Below are 22,485 nucleotides of genomic sequence, written 5' to 3'. Positions count from 1 at the left end.
TACCGATGGTTAAAATACGCCCTGGAGAATATCATGACGATCAACCATAAGAATATCAGAGATCTCTATCCGCAGAACTTTAAGAAACTAGTTGAAACTGACAATATGTAGTTGTTCGGGCGGATACTCTGGTAGTACTGAAAACGATCATTTGAACTGTGCACTTCTGTTAACTTCTTTGTATATGTGCTATCCCAGTTGAAGGGTAGCTTATCGTAATAGGCAAAGTCCGTCTTTACAAAATGCCATATTTGGCTTAATCCAAATACCCGGGCCTCCAAACTGAGAGCGTCATTTGTAAAAGTTTTTTTATCATTGGTCTGAGCGTTTAGGTTTAGCGCTACCACAACAAGAGCCAGTAGGAGAAGCTTAATCTTATTCAAAGGCTTGGAATTTGTGTCGTTTAACTTGTTGAAAACCTGAAAATATTCATCGTTTATTAAGACATATCCACGTCTAGGGTGTAACAAAGATTACCTATAGAAGTTGCTAATTTTATTTATCAAAACCATAGTCCCTTTCAACTTTGGCTATTCTAGTTTTATAGTGTTTATACCAATCTGCTCTCCCTTTATTTTGAGCTATCAAATGGTCCGAATTCTGTTTCCATTTTCTAATCGATTCCAAATCTTTCCAGTAAGAAACTGTAATTCCAAGTTCATTTCTTGCGCTTTCAACCCCGATAAACCCTTCTTGCTTACGGGCTAATTCTACCATTAAATCAGCCATTTCAGAATATCCATCATTTACCTCAGTTTTGATGGAGCTAAATATTACAGCGTAGTAAGGAGGTTGTGGTGTGTTTGCTATCATCATTAAAGATATATTTTGTTATTTAATTATTGATGTTTGGTTTGATTCATTCCTTAGTGTTCAAATGAATAATGTTATTGCGAGACTTTCATTTCAATTATATTGAATTCAAAATGCATTAATCCTTAGTATATGGTCTGGATTATTAAATCAGTGGAAATAACAGTTGCAAATTCATCCTTCAAACTGGCCAGAGCTGTCTCGTGTATCAATTCTGCAGAAAGGTTCTGACCATCCAAACCTTTTTTGTTAAATGTTGCAGTTGCATCCGAAACTAAAAAAGTTTCATAGCCGTAATTGCCCGCCATTCTAACAGTTGTGGATACACAGTGATCTGTGGTTAGTCCTACAATTACAAGTTGGGTGATTTTCTCCCTGTCCAGTAGATCCTTTAAGTCGGTATTAATAAAAGCACTATTAACACTTTTCTTAATTATTTTTTCGCCCTCAATCGGCTTGATGATTTCTTTAAATTCATTTGCTTCGTTAGACTCATGAAGCAATGACGTCGGATTTAAAGAACAGTGCTTGATGTGAAAAATTGGAAGATTGCTGTCCCTCCAGAGCATCAAAAGTTTACTAGCATTATTTTCGGCATTGGGGTTGTTTCTTTGTCCTCCCCAATAGTTTAAATTGTCAAACGCTTTTTGAATATCAATTAAAATTAGTGCTGGTCTCGAAAGTGTTGAAATCCCCCTTTCCATATATTATGATAGTTTATTCTTAATAGTACTTTTTTCTCTTACTGAATGTTAGATACCCTTACGAAGCTATTGAGCATTTTGCTACATGCTAGTCTGTAGTTGACAACTGTTTATTCCAGGGAGTTTTAGTAATGTAAGCAGAGCTAATGATTGGAAACCTTCGTTAAGATGGACTGGTTAGCAGACAAAGAAGGGAGCCTCTATGGGTTAAACAAGTTGGTATCAAAAAAGAAAAACAGCCTTATTTCTGGACCTACTTTTTGAACCCTCTTTTTGATTGCTTTTCTACGAGAATAAAAAGAAAGAGGCTAGGCCAGGAAGTTATGGCTTTCTGAACCTAGCCTTTAATGCCGATTCCTCTATTTAAGAGATCGCAATGTTTAATACAAAAATCTACCGACACCCGTAAAGTAGGCCTTGCAGTAGTACTTATTGGGAGAACCTTTTAGCTGTTTTATTATTTAGAAATTCATTTGTGAAACCAAAACTGTATCCTATTAAAAGTGAAATACTTGCCTCGAATATTTCTCCAAGCGTAGGATTTACGCCTAGTCCAAACCATACTATCATTCCTAAAAAGTATGCAGAAAGGTTATTCAGAACTCTAAGTTTTGACAAGTAAAATACCCCAAACATTATTACTGTTACGGAGCAATGAAACCATAACGAACCCAAGCTCTGAGCTAGTGAGTTTCCACAATAAATAATCACTATAGCAATCAAAATTCCTAGAACTTGTTGAATGAACGTTAGCACACAAGACTTTATATTACCACCGAGTAGAAAATAGCTTGTCCAGGCTAGGAATAGAACCCAGGTAGGCATTTTGGTAGAAAAAGTAAGATAAGTAGCTAATGCAGCCATAACTCCAAGAATCAATGCTTGTATAAGAGACTTCATTTTAAATTGCAGTTGCTTTAAGCTTAAAAGGGATAGTTACGCAATCCTCCATCAACTACAGCAACCGTTCCGGTGATGTATTTAGCGCGGGGAGAAACAAGAAAGGTAGCCATGTTGGCCATATCTTGAGGGACTCCGAAATCCCCTAAAGGAATGAATTGTTCGCTAAACTGTCGTCGCAGCGCATCCGAGAAAAAGGGCCGAATATTATTTGTATCAATCAGACCGGGCTGTATACAGTTTACTCTGATGCCATACTTTCCTAATTCTCCTGCAAGTTGCTTTGACCACACGGTTATGGCCGCTTTAGCAATTGCAGAAACGTTTAACTGCCGTAATTCATAGGTGCTGGTAAGGTTCAGGATAACACCGTCCTTTCGCTCGATAAAATGCGGTAATAGTAGATGTGTTAACTTTCTGTGTTGTTCGAAGTCAAGTTTCATCGCAGCTGCCCAGTCGTCCTCCTGCCCAGTAACGGGTACCGGTCTGCTTCGTCCAGCGTTGTTGATAAGAATATCTACATGACCTAAGTGCTTGTATGCAGCATCAGCTATCCTTTCAGGCCCATCATCAGCAATATAATCCTGTACTAATAAAACAGGCTCAGTTCCTCCTAGAATAAGAACTTCCGACCTTAGTTCGTCCAATAAAGATTCATTACGCGCCGTTGCCAGAACTTTGACACCCTCTATGGCAAGCTCTTTAACGATAGCTCTTCCTATCCCCTGGCTTGCTCCGCTTACTATTGCTGTTTTCTCATTTAAATATAGATCCATTGTATTTATTTTGATATTTGCAATGGTAACGTTTTGAGGTTATTTATACTTCACATGCAATAATTGTGAGCTACTATAAAACTTGTAAGTAATGCCAGGCAGAAAAGCAACTTCCACCTATTCCATTAATGAAAAACACATTATCAATTGCAATTTAACCTATGCCATACACATTATTGAGGGGCGTTGGAAATTGATGATTATTGATAAGCTCGAACAGAAACGAATGCGTTTCAGTGAGCTAAAAACAGAATTCGCTCATATAACTGAACGTATGTTGTCTTTACAACTGCGAACAATGGAGCAAGACGGCCTTATCAAACGAACTATTTATCCAGAAGTTCCACCAAGGGTGGAGTACGAGCTAACTACGATGGCGCTAGAACTTACTCCAATCTTGAATCAACTTAGCAAATGGGCAGCAAAGAATCGAAAAACACCTTTTACTGAAATAATTGAGGTAGACAAAATCAGCTAAGGCCCAAAGCATTTTAAGTTGCAACAAGTCAAGTACTTAAATTTGAAGCGCGAAGCGATTGAAAAAGAGGACAATTACCCGAAAATTTCTTGTCCCTAAGCATGAGCATCCGTAGGACTGTCTTTTAGAAGGAGCCAGACGGATAAATTTGATAAGTCGCCCTCTTAGTTTTTCTTTTTTGAACCAGCGTTTTAGCCCCTTTTAAGGGTATGCTTTCGTAGTATTCAGAAACTTATAACTTTCTGGACCTACTCTTTCTTTTATGAAAACTGCAGCGACTTCAATTAATGATAAAATTCTGTTAAAATTTAAAAGTCCATTTTAACGGTCGTATTTCTGGACCTACTCCCTGAACCCTCGTTTTGATGGCTTCTTTTAAAGAATAGGAAGAAACGGTCAAGACACCAAAATTTATTGACTATTTCGACCCTATGAAAAAACCAGTATTACAAAATAGAAGTTAACCAATTTCCCGGTTTAGAGATTTGTGGCATATATTCAACACAAACTAAAATTTCTCTTGCATTTCTCATTTTTCAAATGCAACTTTACTGCAATTATGAAAAGCAAAAGAAATTGGACTGCGACATACCAGAGAGCATTAGCTCTTATGGTGATGTTCGTTTTTCTTTTTGCTCCGATAGTTCAAGCGCTGCACCACCACGATGGAAGCTTCACAAAAGTTTCATTAAGCGTAAAAGAGAAAGTAAGTTCCGAAAAAAAGTGTGCTACCTGCGAATACTTCGCGCATATTAAGGGGAAACAGCTTCATAATTTACCACCTACTATCAATTCGATTCTTTTTGCAAAGCCTGTTGAAGTGCCCGACACATTCAATTGCAAGATATACCCATCTTCTATTCAGGCCTTCACCAATAAGGGGCCTCCTGCTTTCTGTTAAATTTCTATTTCTTAAATGCATGTCTTCCAGACATCGTCAATTGGTAATTATTGGAGAATGGCTTTTGAAAGCCTGATCAATCTCTAACTAATCCCTGTACTTTTTCATGAAAGCAATTTTCGGATTGTTTTTCCTGGTACCATTATGTGCTGGTGCTCAGGTTAAACGTGACAACCTCAAAAGCAAGTCGGATAGTTCTAAAAACCTGAAAGAGGTTTTAGTAAATGGTAGTGCTGCAAAGATTTTAAAAGAAACTCCTGGCAATATTGCGGTAATTCCTCTCAAACAATACTATGCGAGTAATATTACTCCACTTCAAATACTTGGACAAAGTTCGGGAATCAAAATTAAGCAAGACGGAGGCTATGGATCAAGAACACAGTTTTTTGTTAATGGAAGTACAGGTAAGCAACTGCGCTTCTTCCTGGATGGTATCCCAATAGATCAGATCGGTGAGACTTTAGGATTAGGGATCGTACCGGTAGAGCAAATTGAGCGACTGGAAATTTATAAAGGAGTCCTTCCGGTAGAATTAGGCGCTGACGCACTTGGTGGTGCAATTAATATTGTAACAAGAAAAGAACGCTCTGATTTCCTGGATGCTTCCTATGCTCTTGGATCTTTTCAGACTCACCGCCTTAACCTATCAGCAAAAAAGTTCTGGAACAATAATTTTTACAGCAGTTTACTCTCTTCGGCTGGATATGCTAAAAACAATTACAAGATCGACGCCGGTATTCCCAATGCTACTTACAATCTGGATACTGCAACAGTACGCCGTTTTCATGACCAATTTCAAAATTTTATTGTCCGTGCTGAATTAGGTTTTGTGAATACAAAATGGGCTGATCAGTTCAGCTTATCTTTCCTTAATACTGGTTTTGAGGAGCAGCTTCAGAATAATCTTTTGATGACACAACCTTATGGGAAAGTAGCCTATCAGGAAAGGCTCCATTCTTCTACTTTAAAATATCAAAAGTCTAACCTGCTTAAGTCATTAGATCTTTTGAGTTTTATCTCCTATAGTCGCGTTAATGGCTTATTGATAGATACTTCAAGGAACGTGTACATTTGGAACGGGCATGTTTTTGATCGGAGACTAAAGCCCGACGAGGGAGAACTTGGGAAAGCAAAGTACCTACATACCCATGCTGATGTGGTCAATCATAAGGTGCAGCTAGGCTGGCGTATACTTAATGGAAGTAAGCTAAGTTTTGTTAATACCTTTAATAGTTTTAGGAGAACCGGACGAGACACTCTTTCGCAATTCTATAATAATGGAATTGACTTTTATGGAAAACCATCTACAAACCTAAAGAATATTACGGGTCTCGGTATTGAGTCCTCCGGCTTTGGCTCGCGTATTAAGTTCAGCTCATCCATCAAGCATTTCTATTCCAGCATGAGCAGCTATCAGTTGGTAGACACTGAACATATCAGGGAACAGCAGTCGATACACAATTGGGGATACAACGCTGCCTTTACCTATAACGCAGGTGGAAATATAATCTTAAAGGCTTCATTTGAACATGCACTGCGCCTTCCTGAGGTAGAGGAAGCCTTCGGTGACTTCATGCTTATAAAAGCAAATCCAGCGCTCAAACCGGAAAAAAGCAATAATGCGAATCTGAACGTACTCTACTCCGGCAAAAAGATAAAAGCTGAAGTATCAGGATTTTTCAGAGACATCCAAGATCAGATTTTTCTGCAGGTTGACAGTCGCGGCAGCGGTATGAGTAGAAACTTAAGTGCTTCTCAAATTAAAGGAATTGAAGCATGGATAGACTATCAGATCCTTCCGCTAGTGCAGCTTTCCTTTAATGCCAGTTATCAGGATATCAGGAACAAAGGCATTATTGACGGGGAGCCGAATACAGATCGTTACTATAACGCCCGCGTACCTAACATTCCGTTTCTGCTTGCAAATGGAAGTCTTCGATTGAGAAAAGAAAATCTCCTTTTTAAAGGTACCACCTCCAATTTCTGGCTTAATACGGGCTACACTCACGAGTATTTTTTATACTGGGAGGTTGACGGCGCAAAGAGTTTAAAAAACCGAATACCTACACAATTTATTCAAAATGCGGGCATATCAATTTCTACCCGTTCCGGCTTAAGTCTCTCCTTAGAAAGCTTCAACCTCAGCAACATCAAAACCTACGACAACTTTAACGTACAGCTGCCCGGAAGATCCTTAAGCATTAAAACAAGATTCTATATTCACAAATAGCTTTAAACAATAAACATGAAGACAAACTACATTTACACTCTATTTTTTACTCTCCTTCTTGGCGCCACCGCTTGTAAAAAAGACAAAACAGAGGAAACCACTGATGCTAATTACATAATCAGTGTCACAGGAGGCGTATCTCCCAACCAAACGTCGTATTTGCTTGGAACAAAAGACTTTCCAACCGGAAGTATAGGAACAAGCACAGCTATTGAGTCTGCAAGCTCGGCTTTCATTTTTAAATACGGAAAAAGCATCTATCAGAACAACTTCGGCGCACCCGCTACTTTAAAGAAATATCAATTTGATGCTAGCGGAAATTTGCAGGAAACGGGCTCTTTCGCTATCCCGGGATTAAGAACCATCGGGGCAGTTTCCTTTGTGTCGGAAACTGAAGCTTATGCTACCGTAGCAAGTTTTGGCAGTACACCAAAGCTTGTGCGCTTTAATCCCTCAACCATGGCGGTAACGAGAGACATTGATATTAGTGGTCTTTTTAAAACAGGTGCAACAGAAATTTATCTAATGGGAATTATGCAACAAGGAAATTATCTTTTTATTGGGGTAAACTACCAGAATGCAAGCTTCCAAAACCTGGAAAACAAAGTCTTTGTAGCTGTCTTTGATCGCAGTAGCGGAGCTTTCGTTAAGCTTATCTCCGACGAAAGAAGCAACCAGGCTTGGAATGGCGGTTCCGAATCGTCTTTCCAGCCTAACGTATTTGCTAAAACAGCTAATGGAGATGTGTACGTAATGGGATATGCCGCTAATGGAAAACCTTCGGGTGTTTTAAGAATTAAAAATGGAGAAACCAGCTTTGATCCTGATTACTTTTTCAACTTAAGTAATGCAACCGGAGGGCCTTGCCTTGGCTTGTTCCACTTCGATAGCGGTCAAACATTTACCATCAAATACACCTCAACTGCAGCTTATCCATTTGATAGTGGCAACGCTTTCGCTGGACAGTATATCAGAATTGATCTTGCTAACAAAATGGTATCAGGAGCTCTATCAGAAAACCTTCCGCTAGTAAAAGGAAACAAGTCTTTCATGACCAAGTGGGACAACGAGAAGATTTACTTCAATGTTGCAGCTTCTGCTGAGAATGCTATTTATTCTTACTCCATTAAAGAAGGATCTATAAAAAAGGAGTTTGGATTAGCTTCCGGAGCTTGCAACGGATTTGCTAAAATCCAATAGTTGGTTGAGCGCTGCCGGGTTGATGCCGGCAGCTTATTTACCCTCATTCCCAATGATCAATAAATCTCCCAAAATGCTACAAGCTATAAATCTTTCTAAAAACTATAATGGTCATCAGGCCTTGAAGGACCTTTGCCTGGAAGTAAAGCCCGGTGATATCTTCTGTCTTCTTGGTGCAAACGGTGCAGGAAAATCAACAACAATCAATCTCTTTCTCAACTTCATCCAGCCAAGCTCTGGAAGAGCCCTGATAAATAACACAAATGTTGCCATTGAGCCAGTTGAGACGAAAAAGTATCTGACCTATATTCCAGAGAACCTTATGCTTTATCCCGCTCTTTCTGGATATGAGAACCTGGATTTCTTCTGCGGTTTATCAGGGCTTCAGTTAAAAAAAGATCAATTGCAGGGCTTTCTGCTGGAAGCAGGTTTGCAGGCGGACTTCATTGATAAAAGAGTATCTATCTACTCAAAGGGCATGCGACAAAAAGTAGGAATTGCCCTGGCCATTGCCAAACAAGCAAAAGTGCTTTTGCTGGATGAGCCAACGTCTGGATTAGATCCTAAAGCCAGTAATGAGTTCTCAGAGTTACTGCTGAAAATGAAATCGCTAGGTGTTGCTACCCTGATGGCGACCCACGATCTGTTCCGCTCGAAAGAAACCGGAACGCATATAGGGATTATGAAGCAGGGGCAACTGCTGGAAAGTTTTTCCACCTCTGATGTTAGCTTTGAAAACCTTGAAAAGCTTTATCTGCAGCATATGCACAGATAGTCACTTTATGAATCTTTACTCAAAAACTCTACTTATAATATTACTATTGCTGTCCCAGCTAGATGCTTTTTCCCAGGCATTAAGTGGCTTAGAAGGAAGGGTGCTGGATGAAAACAAGCATCCCATTCCATTCATCACCATTTTTATAATTGCAGAAAGAGATTCGAGCACATTGAGTGCAACAAGAACGGACGAATCAGGGATATTCCGCTTTAGTATGCCAACTGAAAGATACCGTATTAAAGCTTCTGCTTTGGGATATAAGAACCATGTTTCCAGGTCTTTTGTCCAAGGGTCCTTTGATACCCTACCAGATATTATTCTACTTAAAGAGGAAACCAAACTAAGAGAAGTAGTAATCACTCAAAGGAGGAATCCCGTAGAAATAAAAGGAGGAAACCTGGTTTTTAATGTCGATGCAAGTCCTGTTTCCACCGGAAATTCTGCCTTCGATCTGTTGCAAAAGATACCTGGGGTATCAGTAGATCAAAGCGATAATATCGTGTTTAAAGGATCATCTGCTGTTAATATCATGATTGACGGCAAATTAAGTCAAATATCTGCCCAGCAACTAAGTAATATGCTGAAGGGAATGGGCGCTTCTGCTATCAGCCGCGTAGAACTTATTAACTCACCTGGTTCTCAATTTGATGCTGCCGGAAGTTCCGGCAGCATCAACATTATCACAAAAAAAACAAACAAAAAAGGTTATGCCGCAGACATAAGCGCTGGAACGGGGGCGGGGCAATACTTTCTTCATAGGGAAAGTATTGCGGGGAATATCAGGAACGATAGATTTAACATCTTTGGGAGTCTGGGATATGATAATCGTCACTATCTGGCCCTGAAAAGAGGAAACCAGTTAAAAGGTTCTGGCCGAGACGAAGTCCTTTACTTACGGGAAATTGAAGATGAGACCCAAACGCACTATTATAGCTACAAAGCTGGTATTGACCTTTATCTTCCTCGAAAAACAGAACTAGGCTTTTTCTACACGGGCTATACCGATGATTGGAGCAGAAATGCAGGCGGAGCAACCCAGGTTTTGGCTAATCAAAATAATCTTCAGTCAGTTGTACAGAATAACAATATCCTCAAGGAGCCTTATTATAATAATGGGTTCAACCTTAATTTTAAAAAAGGCTTGGATACACTTGGCAAAACGCTTAGTCTAAATGCAGACTACATTTCATTTAGAAACAATTCGGATGGCTTTATCGGTAATTCCTGGGCAAACGTGGATGGAAATGAAATCGGACCTTACCAGCAATTAAATTTTCATCAGCCCAGCTTTGTTGATATTCGATCTTTAAAAGCTGATTTCGATCTGCCTTCCCATACAATAGATTTTAAAGCTGGTTTAAAGTATGCCAAAGTGAATATTGATAACGAGTTCAAATACGATTCGCTCGTTAACAATCACTTTGTTCCCGCTTCTTCGCTAAGTGATCACTTTGTCTATGGAGAACAAATATCAGCAGTTTATTTCTCGGGAAAAAGGAGTTGGAAGACGACAACTATAGAAGCTGGAATCAGAATGGAACATACCTTAACAGATGCAAATTCCATCAGCAGTTCCATCCGCACAAGACGCGATTACACAAATCTGTTTCCATCTTTTTCTCTCGAGCAGAAATTAAATGGATCACATTCTGTTAGCCTTTCCCTTAGCCGTAGAATTAACCGACCGCTGTATAACAATTTAAACCCGGTCCGCTATTTCTACGATAAGTATTACTATTACCAGGGCAATCCCCTGCTTCAGCCAGAAAGAGCCTGGGTAAGTACAATCATTTATACGCTTCACCAAAAGTATATTGTAAGCCTTACCTATAACAGGGCAAATAATTTTATTTCCCAAAGTGCAGTGGTTAATCCAGACGCTGTACTGATCACCAGTAATATCAACTTTGGAAAAAGAGAGCGGTTAGACTTGCAGCTATCATCTCCGATAAACTACACCAGGTTCTGGAGCAGTAGCAATACTGTCAGTCTAAACTATACTCATTATCCCTTGCAGCAATTAGGTGGAATAAAATCTGCGGAGAAGTTTGCCATAGACGTTATCAGTAATCATTCCCTGACCCTTCCAAAGAAGGTTAGCGGGGAAGTTAATTTCCATTATACAAGTCCTACCTTAAATGGAGTATACATCTACCGTCAATTTTTTTCGGTCGATGCCGGGTTAAAAAAAACATTTGCTAAAAGGAAGATTGATGTGCGGGCTTCCCTTTCAGATATTTTCAGAACTATTAGGTACAGTGGCTATAGCATAACAAATACGGCTAATAGCTGGTACAACAATTTGCCGGATAGTCGCCGTCTTAATGTTAGCCTGATTTATCACCTCGGAGGAAAATTAGCCCGCGGAAAAACTCAACGGCTGGAAGAGCAGGAGAGACTCTGACATTTTAATAATTTCTAAATGCAAGTTACTTGCATTTAGAAATTATTTGTTATACTTGTATTGTTGTTGCAATAACGGGGGGAGGCCGAAAACCCCAACCAGAGTAGGCATAAATCATCAATAATATTCATCATGAAAAACCTAAGTAAAGAAGAACTAATCGCTTTAATCCTTGAAAACAGAGTAATTGGCGGAAGCTCTCATTGCGATACTGGTGGCCACTGCACAGTAACATTATAGTATCAATGGAAACAGCAGCCTCAAAAGAGCTGCTGTTTCATTCTTAAAACTTATTTCAAATGCAACAACTGGATAAAATTCTTGAATATAAAAACGAAGACGTCATCTGCCGGTTTACCGATCTTTTGAATGTAACGGACGATGAGGCAGAGGATATTTTCCTTGAGACAAAGAAGTTTCTCTTTTTGAGTCAATATGAAGGGATCTTTATTCCCGACGAGCTCCTGATCCTGGATGAAATGTGGCATAACTTCATTCTCTTTACCAGGGAGTACGCTGCTTTCTGTCAGGCTAATTTCGGACGCTTCGTACATCATCAACCTGCCACCAGAGCTGAAAAGTTAAACCGAAAAGCAGCGATAGAGGCAAATCCTGAAGCCAACCGAGCTGAATTTAATAAAAAGCTGGAGGTGCTTATTTCTGCAGTTTTTGATCATCTGGGTCAGGAAACGGTACTCAAATGGTTCAGTACATATCCGCAGATTTACAGTCCTCAAAATATTAAAGATTTAAGAAAGGCATAGATGAGTATTTTTCCTAAGCGTACCCTGCCTGGCAAGCCAGTCACAATACACTGGAACTTCAACACGTCGAAACTAAAAGAAAAGCATATTTTTCCGCTTGTAAGAATTGGAGTAAAAGACCCGCTTGGGAACGTAAAAATGCTTTTTGAAGAGCATGTATTAGCGCTTCCAGCCGTTGAAGATGAAAAGCTGGCAGCTGAAAACAACAAGCTTTTGTACCTCAATAAAAATCTTCCGATACTACTGCTTGCATCATACCTCTCAGGTAAGAGCAGCAAGGAAAAATTAGCCGACATACTGCAAAACATTCAGGGCGGCAGGCATTTCTATTTCACTTATCAAACACCCGAAAACACGCCGCTTGGAAAGTACACACTGGTTTCAGAGGTAATTAGTGAAGGAGAAATACGCTATTCTAAAACCGCGATTGATGATTTTTTCTACGTAGAAAAAGTAAGCTGTGAAGACGTTCGATGGGATGGAATATCCGGGAAAGCCATTGTAAAAAATCATTCGTTGGAACCAGCTCCGGTAAAAATTATAGACTATACTCTGGGAGAAGCTCTTCTCGCCGATAAACTGCAAGTGTTTGAACTGGAAGCTAATGAAACAAAAGAAGTGCTTTTTAAATCGGAACATGCTTTTTTAAGCTACAATGAGGAGCGGGAAATGATTCCTCTATCCGCTGCCAAAACATTCGTTACTAAAAGTCCCTGGTTCTTATCCATAGAAAAACCAGAACAAAAGGCGACCTACTTATTGAATCGGCAGAATGATGAGGCTTATCTTTTGGATGGCGAAACAAATACGTTATGGCAAAAGGCTGATGGAATACATCCCGCGGATAGTTTAAGAGCCTGCAAGGAAAGTCTTTATGATGAAATGCTTGCGAATAAACTATTGGTAGAAATTGTTAAAGAGAATGATCACTGATGTATCAGGTATTTATTATAACAAAAAAGGAATTGCGCGTAGCTTTCCGGAATAAACAGATCATCATCACGGGTATATTGATTTCAGTCTTGCTGCTGATAGCCGGGGCTGGCGGTTTCCTCAACTATAAAATGCAGAAAGATGAGGTAGCAGTAGCCCAGAAGGAAAAGAGACAACAATGGCTGGAGCAGGGAAATAAACATCCGCATATTGCCGCACATTTTGGCACATTCGTTTTTAAGCCAAAAACTGCCTTAAGTTTTTTTGATTTTGGTGTCGATTCCTATACTGGTTCCTCCATTTATTTAGAGGCGCATTATCAGCACGAATTTATGTTCAGGCCTGCACAAGATTTTGGGGCGATGATTCGGTTTGGTGAATTATCTATTGCCTTAGTACTCCAGATACTGATTCCTCTTCTGATCATCTTTCTAGCCTTCTCCTCCTTTACCGGGGAGAGGGAACATGGTACGCTCCGTATTTTACTAAGCCAGGGAGTGCCCTTGAGAGCAATCATACAAGGAAAGATATTAGCTTATAACATAGTAGTGTTCAGCCTTCTGCTTCCAACGCTTACACTTCTCTTTGTGGGTATTTTTATGCCCTTTGAGATAGAGTTTACTACAGAAGTTTTCCTGCGATTGATTATACTAGTTCTTTCGTATATTCTTTATTTCTTCATCTTCATTGTGCTTGCCGTTTGGATTTCCTCCAAATCAGTAAACTCTGGAAAATCTCTGCTGACACTACTTAGCATCTGGATAGTACTTACAATCATCCTGCCCAAAACTACTGCCAGCATTGCTTCTGAGGCCTATCCTTTGCCATCCCTAAATGCCTACCAACAGCAGATAAAAAACGATATTAATTCTAGAATTGAGAGGAATCCGCTTAAGGACGAAGTAATTGTCCATCTTACCAGGCAGCTTCTGACAGAATATAAAGTAAGAGAAGTTTCCCAACTGCCTATTAATTATGAAGCTGCCTGTGCACAAGCTTACGAAGATTTTGGTAACAGAATTCACGATAAACATACCCTTGGGTTACAGGAGGTGCTTGTAAAACAAAATAGGGTGTCTAAATACCTGAGTCTATTGGATCCCTACCTTGCTGTTAGAAATATCTCCATGAGTTTAAGCGCGACGGATTTTGCTACCTACACCGATTTTCAAACTTCTGCCGAGAATTACCGGAGAAAGATGGTACGAATGATGAATATGGACTACCGGGACCATTCAAAAACCGGCGAATTTTATGAGTACAAAGCTAGCCGAAGCTTATGGGAGGCTGTACCTGATTTTAATTACAAAACGCCGGATATTATTTTTCCATTAGAAAATTGCCTGTTCGAAATAATCGCTTTGCTGGCATGGGCGGTATCAGCATTTCTATTGGTTTCCTTCTCATTTAACAAGATGATCCTATGATATCTCATATTCTTAAATATGAATGGCTAAGCTTTAAGCGGCAAGGTTTCAATCTTGTGATTCATTCTCTGGCCATTTTACTTGGGCTTTATAGTATTTACTACGGTGCGCGGGAAATCAAAAAGCAGGAACTGGCGATAGCTTCTGTGATGGAGGAAAGTTCGCGTAGTCAAAAACTAATTCAAGAGGGATTTTCTGCAGATACCAGCACCACCGAAGGAAAAAAAGCCTGGGAAATTTCTGCGGTAGCCTCCTACGCCTGGCACCGTCATGTTTATCCTGCTGCGTACAAACCATCGCCACTAGCTTCTCTTGCTATAGGACAAAGAGATTTACAACCTTACTACTACAAAATCTCTGCAATGAGCTTGTATTACCAAGTTTTTCAAAACGAAATTGCCAATCCGGAGAAATTACTCGCAGGAAATTTTGACCTTTCTTTTGTTCTTGTCTATCTGTTTCCGCTCCTGATAATTGCCTTTAGTTATAACATTTTGTCGGAGGATACTGATCGCGGCGTACTACCGGTAATCCGCTCGCAGGCCTTTCCGGTAAAAACGGTTGTCCTTTACCGCTTGCTCTTCTATTTTATCCTGCTTACGGGAACGGCATTTTTACTAAGTATGGTGGGATTTATAAGTGACAGCTCTATGAATTTTGATAGGTTAAATCTGGCAGTCTTCTGGTTAATTATCATCCTAATCTATTTTCTATTCTGGTTTTCGCTGATGTTTATCCTGATATCGCTGAAGAAGAATACAGGATGGAACGCAATGGCCGGGATCGGAACCTGGCTTCTTATTCTGATCCTGATACCGGCGCTGTTAAACATTCTTATAAGTCTTTCAATGCCCTTGAACAGTTCTGTTCTCAGTAGCATTAGCCGAAGGGCGGGTGTCTTCGATGAAGAGAAAGATGAAAATCATATTAAGGTAATACAGGAATTTCTGACAAAGCACCCTGAATTTGCGGCGGGCCCACAACTGTTTCAGAAGAAACTGATGGCCAAAGGACAGGCAGCCTTTACTGTTTTACGCGATGCACAGTCGGCCCGGCTGGTAGCAACTTATCAAAACCAGGTGAAAGAGAGAGATAAAATTGCAAGAAGTTTTAACTTCATAAATCCTGCTGTCGCTACTCAAAACTTGTTTAATTCCCTGGCCTCAACTGACCTATATGCTTTTCAGGATTTCAGTAAATCTGTAGCAGCCTTTCATAAACAACTCGTGACTTTTTACTACTCCAGGCTCTTTTCAGACAGAAACTTCTCAAGTGAAGAGATGAGGCATTCTCCTGTGTTCGTAATGTCGGGGAACTTTAATACTGCAGCCTATATCAGGACAGGAGTTTTTCAGTTACTTATGCTTACTGTCCTCCTTCTTGTTATTGGAGCTTTTATATCCAGTAAAAATCTAAAATAATTGAGGATGCAGTCAAGAGAGGCCATTTTACACGACAGACTTTCTACACTTCTGTTTCGGATGTCTGTACCGGGAGTTCTTAGTATGCTGGTTATCTCCTTAAACTCCTTTGTTGATGCCGTTTATGCCGGTCGACTTATTGGGCAGGATGCACTGGCCGGAGTGTCTTTATGTATTCCCTTAATGGTGATTAACTCTGCAGTTACCGGTTTTATTTCCTCCGGCGCATCAAATGTTTTAAGTCGAGCTGTTGGAAGCGGTAATACAGGAGTTACTCAGCAGATATTCGCATATGTACTCATTTATTCCGTGGTTGTTTCGCTGGTGTTGGGTACTGCCGGATATTTCTTAGCAGAATCAGCACTTAAGCTGATTGGGGCAGAACACGGAGTTTTGAAAGAGGGAGCGGCATATTATAGATGGATGATGACAGGATGCTTCACAAGTATTTTTGGCCTTGCCTGTTCTTCACTTCTACGAGCAGAAGGACAAATGAAATTATCTATGCGAATGACCATCGCTGGGGTAATCTGCAACATTATCTTAAACCCTATTTTGATTTATTATTGCAATTGGGGTGTTAAGGGGGCCGCTCTTGCAACGGTTCTATCTATGGCTGTTTACTCCCTGGGAATATTAAAGTTTCTCAACTCGAATAGGAGCAGCGTAAAGTTGGATCTTCGTCAGATAAAGCTTGACAAAGAAGTGCTGAAAGAAATAACGGAGATTGGATCTTCTGCCATGGTAATGCAGGCTAGCAGCTTTGTCCGGCAGCTCGTTCTCTTTAAGATGGTAACACTGTATAGCGATCGCTTTGAGGAAGCTTTTTTTTCGGCTGTGTTTCGTATTTATTCCTTCTCGCTCATCCCCGTTTTTGGTATACTTCAGGCCCTGCAACCTGTGATTGGCATCAATTTCGGAGCCGGTAAATATGAAAGAAGCATGGAAGCCTTAAAAATATTTCGTTTGTCGTGCTGCCTGGTCATGTTGCTGGTTTTAATACCAGTACAAGTATTTCCCAAGCAAATGCTTTCTCTGATTTTGCCCAATTCTGATTTCACCCATGATGATTTATTCCATTTCCGGTTAATGATGGGGATTTTAATAATTGCTCCCGTTTCTTCTACTGGAATTGTCTTTTTGCAGGCCACTGGCAATGGCAAAATTTCGGCTTCTCTCGCATTGGGACGGGAAACGCTTCTCTTTATTCCCTTACTGCTTTCAGCTCCCCATTTTTTGGGGAAGCAGGGTATCTACCTAGGGCTTTTCACAGAAAACGTACTGTACATGCTGATAGTGCTCTTTGTTGTACGGAGGCAGATGATTAAGATTAAATTGAGAAATAATCATGCGAAACTGGAAACTTCGAATCCGCTATTAAACTGAAAGTATCATGAACAATAATCTCAATGATGTCGTAAGTGAGGGATATTACTGAGGCATATCCTCTGTAAATCGTATCTTTGCATATGTCCGACAGCAAAACAAATTCCTTGTTTGGCCAACTTTTAGAGAAGCATGAGTTAAAGAAAACCAAGCCGAGATTAAGCGTATTGGAAGTCCTGACCTCCCGGGATGCAGCTACCTCTCAACCAGATCTGGAGCAAATCCTGGGTAAAGAAGTTGACTCGGTAACTCTATATCGCACCCTGAAGACCTTTGAAGAAAAAGGTATAATACACAAGGTAATTGACATGAATGGTACGGCTGTCTATGCTACTTGCAAAGAGTCTTGTACTGAGCACGAACATAAGGACGAACACGTACACTTCAATTGCACTGTCTGCTATAAGGTTTACTGCCTCGAGGATTTTAAACTTCCGGAAATAAACATGCCAGAAGGTTTCAATCCCTCGTCTGTAAATCTTGTAGTTTACGGAATTTGTGAAAGCTGTAACAGGAAGGCTACAGAGTATCTTAAGAATAAGCGTTAGATGGGAAGGAGCTTTTCTAAAAGATTTTGGGGAGTTAAATACTATTGTTCTTAAACCCCTTATTTCAGCGCTATCTCTCTATATAAGCCCCATCACCTAATGATGGTTTAAATCAAGAAGTGGATGTTAGAGATGCTTACTGTTCAAGGGTTTCCTATGAATTCTAAAAAATGTCATTAATTTTTCATCACAAAAACGACTTATTGGTCCTGCTTTTTGACCCTATTTTTCACTATTTCCTTCTTGGGCTCAGGAAGTTATGACTTTCTGGACCAGGCTTCCTTCCCAGAAAACTGCAGCGACTTCAATAAATGAAAAAATCCTGTTAAAATTTAAAAGTCCATTTTAACGGTGGTTATTTTAGAGTATAAATAAAGAGGCATTCTACCATAATAAAGCAATCTAAAATACCTTTCTCAATTCTCATCAGGTTTGCTTATTATGAGAAATGTAGGCTCTCACTAGTCTAATGTTTCAGGAAACAAAAAACTCGCGGGGTAATACGGAAAGAAGAGGGTGAATTAGTCCTCGGGCCTACAACTGTAATCTTTTCGTGATCGAAATTAACGCTCCTTCGACTTTTACTTAGGTGAACAAGAACTCAATATCATCCCTTGTTAATTTTTTCACAAAGGCAGCATCCTCACTTACAAGGTCGCCACTTAAATTTTTCTTCTTTTCCTGCAGGTTGAGGATCTTTTCTTCAATTGTATCCTTACAGATCATCTTGTAGGCAAAGATCTTTTTGGTCTGACCAATACGGTGCGTACGATCTATGGCCTGTTGCTCGGCTGCGGGGTTCCACCAGGGATCAACCAGATAAACATAATCTGCCGCAGTAAGGTTTAATCCAACTCCACCGGCTTTTAAAGAGATCAAAAAGATCTTTACAGCCGGATTTGTCTGGAACTCTTCTACCTGCTTTTGCCGTGCCGGCGTTGGAGTACTTCCGTCCAGGTAGCAATACCGAATGTCATTATTCTTCAAATCCTGCTCAATTAATTTTAGCATTTCCGTGAATTGCGAAAAGATAAGCAATTTATGATCCCCCGTATTCTCCTGGATTTCACGTAAAAGCTCTTCCCCCTTTACCGATGCAACCGATTTTATCTCTTTATCTTTAACCAACGCAGGATGATCACAGATCTGCCGAAGTTTCAACAGTCCTTCCAGAACATAAATGCCTGCCTTTCCCAACCCCTCCTCGTCGATCTTCTCAAGCAGCTTGTGGCGGTAATAGTTCTTATATTCGTCATAAACCTTTCGCTGCCCAGTACTCATATTGCACCAGATAGTCATCTCGGTTTTATCGGGAAGGTCTTTTGCTACTTGTTCCTTAGTTCGCCTTAACAAGAATGGATAAATAAGCTTACGTAACTGGAGCATTTTTTCTTTGTCCCCGCTTTTATCAATATCATTAGCAAATTCACGCTTAAAGAACTCCCAATTTCCCAGCAGACCAGGATTGACAAAGTTAAACTGAGCATATAAGTCGCCTGTATTATTTTGGACAGGTGTTCCACTTAGGATCAAGCGATTGTTGCAGGGCAATAATTGGACAGCTTTGGTAATTTGAGCCTTGGGGTTTTTAATGGCCTGACTTTCATCCAGGATCACATAATCCCATTTAAAGCGGGTAAGATGTTTCAGGTCAAGGCGCAGAACACCATAACTCGTGAGAATCACGTCGAAATTCTCGAAATGCTCATTATCAAATGAGCGCTGAGTGCCATAATAGGTATGGTATTTCAAGCTTGGGCAAAATTTCTTAATCTCATTTTCCCAGTTAAAGATGAGCGAAGTAGGGCAGATCACCAATTGCGTACTGCCTTTATTTTTCTCCTTAAGATATTGCAGGAAGGTTATGGTTTGTAAGGTTTTCCCCAAACCCATATCGTCCGCCAGGCATCCGCCCCACCCTATTGAGTTCAGGGTTTGCATCCACTGGAAACCTGCCAGTTGATAGGGCCGCAGCGTTGCTTTAATTTCCTTAGAAGGTTTGGTGGTCTTGACCTTTCCAACCTGAACTAAGCGCTTTTTCTTCTCCTCAATTTCAGCAAGAACATCATTATTGTCTAGTTGCTCCGCCAGTTCGTCAAGCAGAGAAAAGTGCATCTTACTTACTTTAAGCGATCCATTTTCCTCAGTTCCCATTCTTAGGAGCAAGGTATATTGTTTTAACCATTCCTCCGGGATCATCCCCAACGACCCATCATCTAGCAGAATAGAAGTTTGTTTATTAAGAATAGCCTGGCGCAACTCCCGTAAGGGCACTGACAAGTCTCCCCATTCCACCGAGATTTGAAGGTCAAACCAGTCAATTCCGCTCGAAGCGCCTATCCTGACCTTCGGAGAATTTGTATTATATTTAAAGTGCTTCAGGTCTTGTGTTCCATAAACAGGAATACCAACTTCTTTAAGGCGGGCTGACATCTTCAGATACCATCCATCTTTCATCACCTCGTTGAAAGGCAGATAATAGTATAGGTTGTTTCGCTGACCTGCGAATTTCGGGTGAAGGTCTCGAAGTAGTTCGTATAGGCTCTTTTCCTGCTCCTTATCCCGGTGAATGAGCCGGAGATTGACATCATCGCCTTCGGTAACAAAATCACTTAAATCATCATAATCAAGCAGCGTGTTTTCGTATTTAAACTGTGGCTTAAGTAAAAGATACTCTTCATTAAGTTCGCTCAGTGTCACTCGCGGTTCTGGACTAACCCGTACCTCTTCCAGCTCAAGGGATTCATCCAGGATAACTGAATGTTTCTGTTTAAGCGGCATCACCACTTTTTTCAGCACTTCTGCCCTATCCGAAATGGGAAATTTCAGCACTCCGTTTTTAAATGAGGAAAGTGTTTCGATCAGCTCATAACTTTCCGCTAAATAAAGCCTATTCTCAATTGCAAAAACTAATTGAGAAAGGAATGTAATTCTCGATTCACTTTCTCCCTCCACACAAAGAAAGACATCGATAGATAAGAATTTTTTATCCTGACTAACTGTAAATTGAAGTTTAGCAGGCGTTGTTCTTATTTCGGCGGGCAGAAGATTGGTGTTATTAAACTTACCTTCCTTCAAATAAAACACATTTCCCCATTTACTTAGGTCCTGCCACAGGCTTTTCAAAAGTGCAAAATAATGCTTTTTTAATTTCTGCTGGTCTCTTTCGTCGCTGTAATCAATAGAATTAAGCGTTAAGCTTCCAAACGACTTGCTTGCCTGGCCAGACAACCATAAGGAAAGTTCCGGTTGGCTAAACTTAATAATTCTGGAGTAGAAGAAAGTATCCAACGATTGGAGCGCTCCCCAGTTTTCCTGTTTATGAATATTAAGACGCTTTACGTCTTTCTTGCCTTTCTTCTCACGGACCAGAGCTCCGTCAAGTTCAAAACGGAGGAACCTCGGATTGGCGAAGTTGAGAACAAAGCCGATCTCATAATCAATGAAAGAATCAGGATTCAACCGCGGACGCAATGCTGGAGTATTTTTCAATAGTTTATTTTGTAGTTCCCTAATAAAGTCAGAATCACCCTTCGGACGGATAGAATCGGGCTTTTTTTTCACAATTAAATTCCCCCGGTAGTCAGTTTCCCATTCAAAATCGTCGGCTTCAGGGTCTTGGGGACTTAAGCCATATTTGGCCAGCCAGGCGATTTTCTCTTTGGTATGGTCCCGGTACTGCTGGAAGTAATTAGAACCATACATCTCATCCAGGTGAATAAAAGCACCAAAGATATGAGTGCAGATAGGGGTGGAAGTAATGCTGCAGGTACACCTTGTGCTAAATCCACCAACACCGTCATAAATAATGTCAATGTTATAAATATCGCGTGCACTTTCCCTAAACCTGAAGGTATTGTGAGCAGAGGATTTATCAAGGATTTCGACCCTGCTTGCGAGCAGATAAAACGCTCTGGGATCGGGATTTCCTGCAAGTCCGCTCAAGGTCCATCGGCTAATAGTCTCCATACGAAAGGAGTAAAAGCCCTTTTGAGCTGTGGGGTTAGCAGAAGGTGCTTTTGCAGTACTTTCCTTCTTTTCAGGATCCTCAAAGTAATCGAACCCGTCCTCCTCCTCTTCAAACTTGTCAACCACGTCTTGAAGGTAAAGAATTGCAGCAGTAACATGCTTACAATCTCCATATTCTGCAAAAGCAGGGCATTCGCATTCTTTATGTAGTTGACTTCCACCACCTTTAGGTAAACCTATTAATACCTCGTAATAATAATCTGAAGATTCGCTTGGTACATCCACCTGCCAGCTATCCGGCTGTCGGTCCATGTACATTATTTCTTCCAAATAGCTGCTGTAGATGCGCTGCCCCTTTTTCAAATGATTCTTGGAAAGAGACTGGAGGTACTTACTTGCTAATTGTGCGAAATCCATCCTTGCAAAGTAAGGAAAGGCAGTTATAGAAAGCAAGGGATCAAGGATATTAGTATTTAAGAAAATCTTCAGATATGGAGCATCAGCAATCGCACGGCTAAATATGCGCAAAGGGAAACGGAAGATGTAAGTGATGAAGTGATTAAACTCAGCTGTAAACTCAAAGTGATTTGCTTATCAACTGACAGCAAGGAGGAAGGGTTGGGTGATGAGGATAGCTTTCTATTGGTAAATCCTACGGGAGTGTAAATTGAACTGTGTCTTTCTCGTGTAGGGCGGCTTGGTAGAGGAAAATCCCCTCTTAGAATTTTTTCACTCATACCTTGTATTACAACCCTTCTACTTGACACCCAGCATTCTGTAGTTTTATAATAGTAAATACACGTGTACCGCTTTTAGGGTTCATTAATCCAATTTGAGTATCCATGCCGTAAAA

Annotated in this window: 17 protein-coding genes; 12 read left to right on the top strand and 5 right to left on the bottom strand. The window is 40.3% G+C overall.

Translation table 11 applies throughout. The features are described 5' to 3' along the window. Positions 1-495: 495 nt before the first annotated feature. From J4N25_RS26205 to J4N25_RS26190, 4 genes are all read right to left on the bottom strand, one after another. The gene (locus J4N25_RS26205; protein WP_242696035.1) at positions 496-816 is read right to left on the bottom strand and encodes an antibiotic biosynthesis monooxygenase family protein; all 321 of its coding nucleotides are present in this window, start codon (positions 814-816) and stop codon (positions 496-498) included. 122 nt (positions 817-938) lie between these two features. Next, positions 939-1,517, bottom strand: a complete 579-nt coding sequence (locus J4N25_RS26200; RefSeq protein WP_207424857.1) for a cysteine hydrolase family protein — start codon at positions 1,515-1,517, stop codon at positions 939-941. Between the two features lie 429 nt (positions 1,518-1,946). Then, positions 1,947-2,417, bottom strand: a complete 471-nt coding sequence (locus J4N25_RS26195; RefSeq protein ID WP_207424856.1) for a DUF1097 domain-containing protein — start codon at positions 2,415-2,417, stop codon at positions 1,947-1,949. 23 nt (positions 2,418-2,440) lie between these two features. Beyond that, positions 2,441-3,193 carry an SDR family NAD(P)-dependent oxidoreductase gene (locus tag J4N25_RS26190; protein WP_207424855.1) on the bottom strand — a complete coding sequence of 251 codons (753 nt, stop codon included), beginning with the start codon at positions 3,191-3,193 and terminating at the stop codon, positions 2,441-2,443. Between the two features lie 91 nt (positions 3,194-3,284). Between J4N25_RS26190 and J4N25_RS26185 the strand changes: the two genes are divergently transcribed. The 12 genes from J4N25_RS26185 (at position 3,285) to J4N25_RS26130 (ending at position 17,663) form a co-directional block, all read left to right on the top strand. Next, positions 3,285-3,671, top strand: coding sequence for a winged helix-turn-helix transcriptional regulator (locus J4N25_RS26185; RefSeq protein ID WP_207424854.1), 387 nt, complete (start codon positions 3,285-3,287; stop codon positions 3,669-3,671). Positions 3,672-4,230: 559 nt separating this feature from the next. Next, positions 4,231-4,572, top strand: coding sequence for a hypothetical protein (locus J4N25_RS26180; protein WP_207424853.1), 342 nt, complete (start codon positions 4,231-4,233; stop codon positions 4,570-4,572). A gap of 106 nt (positions 4,573-4,678) precedes the next feature. Beyond that, positions 4,679-6,802, top strand: a complete 2,124-nt coding sequence (locus J4N25_RS26175) for a TonB-dependent receptor (protein ID WP_207424852.1) — start codon at positions 4,679-4,681, stop codon at positions 6,800-6,802. A 15-nt stretch (positions 6,803-6,817) separates the two neighbouring features. Next, on the top strand, positions 6,818-8,002 hold the full coding sequence (locus J4N25_RS26170) for a DUF4374 domain-containing protein (protein WP_207424851.1): 1,185 nt from the start codon (positions 6,818-6,820) through the stop codon (positions 8,000-8,002). A 52-nt stretch (positions 8,003-8,054) separates the two neighbouring features. Then, entirely contained in the window at positions 8,055-8,777 is a 723-nt protein-coding gene (locus J4N25_RS26165; RefSeq protein WP_207424850.1) for an ABC transporter ATP-binding protein, read from the top strand. Between the two features lie 7 nt (positions 8,778-8,784). After that, a complete protein-coding gene (locus tag J4N25_RS26160) occupies positions 8,785-11,184 on the top strand; it encodes a TonB-dependent receptor (protein WP_207424849.1) in 2,400 nt (799 codons plus the stop codon). A 299-nt stretch (positions 11,185-11,483) separates the two neighbouring features. Continuing rightward, on the top strand, positions 11,484-11,948 hold the full coding sequence (locus J4N25_RS26155; protein WP_207424848.1) for a glycine-rich domain-containing protein: 465 nt from the start codon (positions 11,484-11,486) through the stop codon (positions 11,946-11,948). Then, positions 11,949-12,881 carry a hypothetical protein gene (locus tag J4N25_RS26150; protein WP_207424847.1) on the top strand — a complete coding sequence of 311 codons (933 nt, stop codon included), beginning with the start codon at positions 11,949-11,951 and terminating at the stop codon, positions 12,879-12,881. After that, positions 12,881-14,308 carry an ABC transporter permease subunit gene (locus tag J4N25_RS26145; protein ID WP_207424846.1) on the top strand — a complete coding sequence of 476 codons (1,428 nt, stop codon included), beginning with the start codon at positions 12,881-12,883 and terminating at the stop codon, positions 14,306-14,308. The genes J4N25_RS26150 and J4N25_RS26145 overlap by 1 nt, the downstream gene beginning before the upstream one ends. Further along, positions 14,305-15,729: a DUF3526 domain-containing protein gene (locus J4N25_RS26140; protein WP_207424845.1), complete on the top strand. Its 1,425-nt coding sequence runs from the start codon at positions 14,305-14,307 to the stop codon at positions 15,727-15,729. The genes J4N25_RS26145 and J4N25_RS26140 overlap by 4 nt, the downstream gene beginning before the upstream one ends. Before the next feature lie 6 nt (positions 15,730-15,735). Continuing rightward, entirely contained in the window at positions 15,736-17,115 is a 1,380-nt protein-coding gene (locus tag J4N25_RS26135; RefSeq protein ID WP_207424844.1) for an MATE family efflux transporter, read from the top strand. An 83-nt stretch (positions 17,116-17,198) separates the two neighbouring features. After that, positions 17,199-17,663 (top strand): Fur family transcriptional regulator, encoded by a 465-nt coding sequence (locus tag J4N25_RS26130; RefSeq protein ID WP_207424843.1) that lies wholly within the window; start codon positions 17,199-17,201, stop codon positions 17,661-17,663. 585 nt (positions 17,664-18,248) lie between these two features. Here J4N25_RS26130 and J4N25_RS26125 read toward each other — a convergent pair. Continuing rightward, entirely contained in the window at positions 18,249-22,160 is a 3,912-nt protein-coding gene (locus tag J4N25_RS26125; protein WP_207424842.1) for a DEAD/DEAH box helicase, read from the bottom strand. Positions 22,161-22,485: the final 325 nt, after the last annotated feature.

It is taken from the genome of Desertivirga brevis (genome assembly GCF_017355835.1).
Note: the sequence above shows the minus strand (reverse complement) of the source record. Positions and strands in the feature narration are given on the sequence as shown.

What these genes read in the sequence shown, in the direction of transcription:
- J4N25_RS26150 (WP_207424847.1), top strand. Translation starts at nt 11,949, where the DNA reads ATGAGTATTTTTCCTAAGCGTACCCTGCCTGGCAAGCCAGTCACAATA.
- J4N25_RS26130 (WP_207424843.1), top strand. Translation starts at nt 17,199, where the DNA reads ATGTCCGACAGCAAAACAAATTCCTTGTTTGGCCAACTTTTAGAGAAG.
- J4N25_RS26170 (WP_207424851.1), top strand. Translation starts at nt 6,818, where the DNA reads ATGAAGACAAACTACATTTACACTCTATTTTTTACTCTCCTTCTTGGC.
- J4N25_RS26155 (WP_207424848.1), top strand. Translation starts at nt 11,484, where the DNA reads ATGCAACAACTGGATAAAATTCTTGAATATAAAAACGAAGACGTCATC.
- J4N25_RS26160 (WP_207424849.1), top strand. Translation starts at nt 8,785, where the DNA reads ATGAATCTTTACTCAAAAACTCTACTTATAATATTACTATTGCTGTCC.
- J4N25_RS26205 (WP_242696035.1), bottom strand. Translation starts at nt 816, where the DNA reads ATGATGATAGCAAACACACCACAACCTCCTTACTACGCTGTAATATTT.
- J4N25_RS26200 (WP_207424857.1), bottom strand. Translation starts at nt 1,517, where the DNA reads ATGGAAAGGGGGATTTCAACACTTTCGAGACCAGCACTAATTTTAATT.
- J4N25_RS26195 (WP_207424856.1), bottom strand. Translation starts at nt 2,417, where the DNA reads ATGAAGTCTCTTATACAAGCATTGATTCTTGGAGTTATGGCTGCATTA.
- J4N25_RS26180 (WP_207424853.1), top strand. Translation starts at nt 4,231, where the DNA reads ATGAAAAGCAAAAGAAATTGGACTGCGACATACCAGAGAGCATTAGCT.
- J4N25_RS26165 (WP_207424850.1), top strand. Translation starts at nt 8,055, where the DNA reads ATGATCAATAAATCTCCCAAAATGCTACAAGCTATAAATCTTTCTAAA.
- J4N25_RS26135 (WP_207424844.1), top strand. Translation starts at nt 15,736, where the DNA reads ATGCAGTCAAGAGAGGCCATTTTACACGACAGACTTTCTACACTTCTG.
- J4N25_RS26175 (WP_207424852.1), top strand. Translation starts at nt 4,679, where the DNA reads ATGAAAGCAATTTTCGGATTGTTTTTCCTGGTACCATTATGTGCTGGT.
- J4N25_RS26185 (WP_207424854.1), top strand. Translation starts at nt 3,285, where the DNA reads ATGCCAGGCAGAAAAGCAACTTCCACCTATTCCATTAATGAAAAACAC.
- J4N25_RS26145 (WP_207424846.1), top strand. Translation starts at nt 12,881, where the DNA reads ATGTATCAGGTATTTATTATAACAAAAAAGGAATTGCGCGTAGCTTTC.
- J4N25_RS26140 (WP_207424845.1), top strand. Translation starts at nt 14,305, where the DNA reads ATGATATCTCATATTCTTAAATATGAATGGCTAAGCTTTAAGCGGCAA.
- J4N25_RS26190 (WP_207424855.1), bottom strand. Translation starts at nt 3,193, where the DNA reads ATGGATCTATATTTAAATGAGAAAACAGCAATAGTAAGCGGAGCAAGC.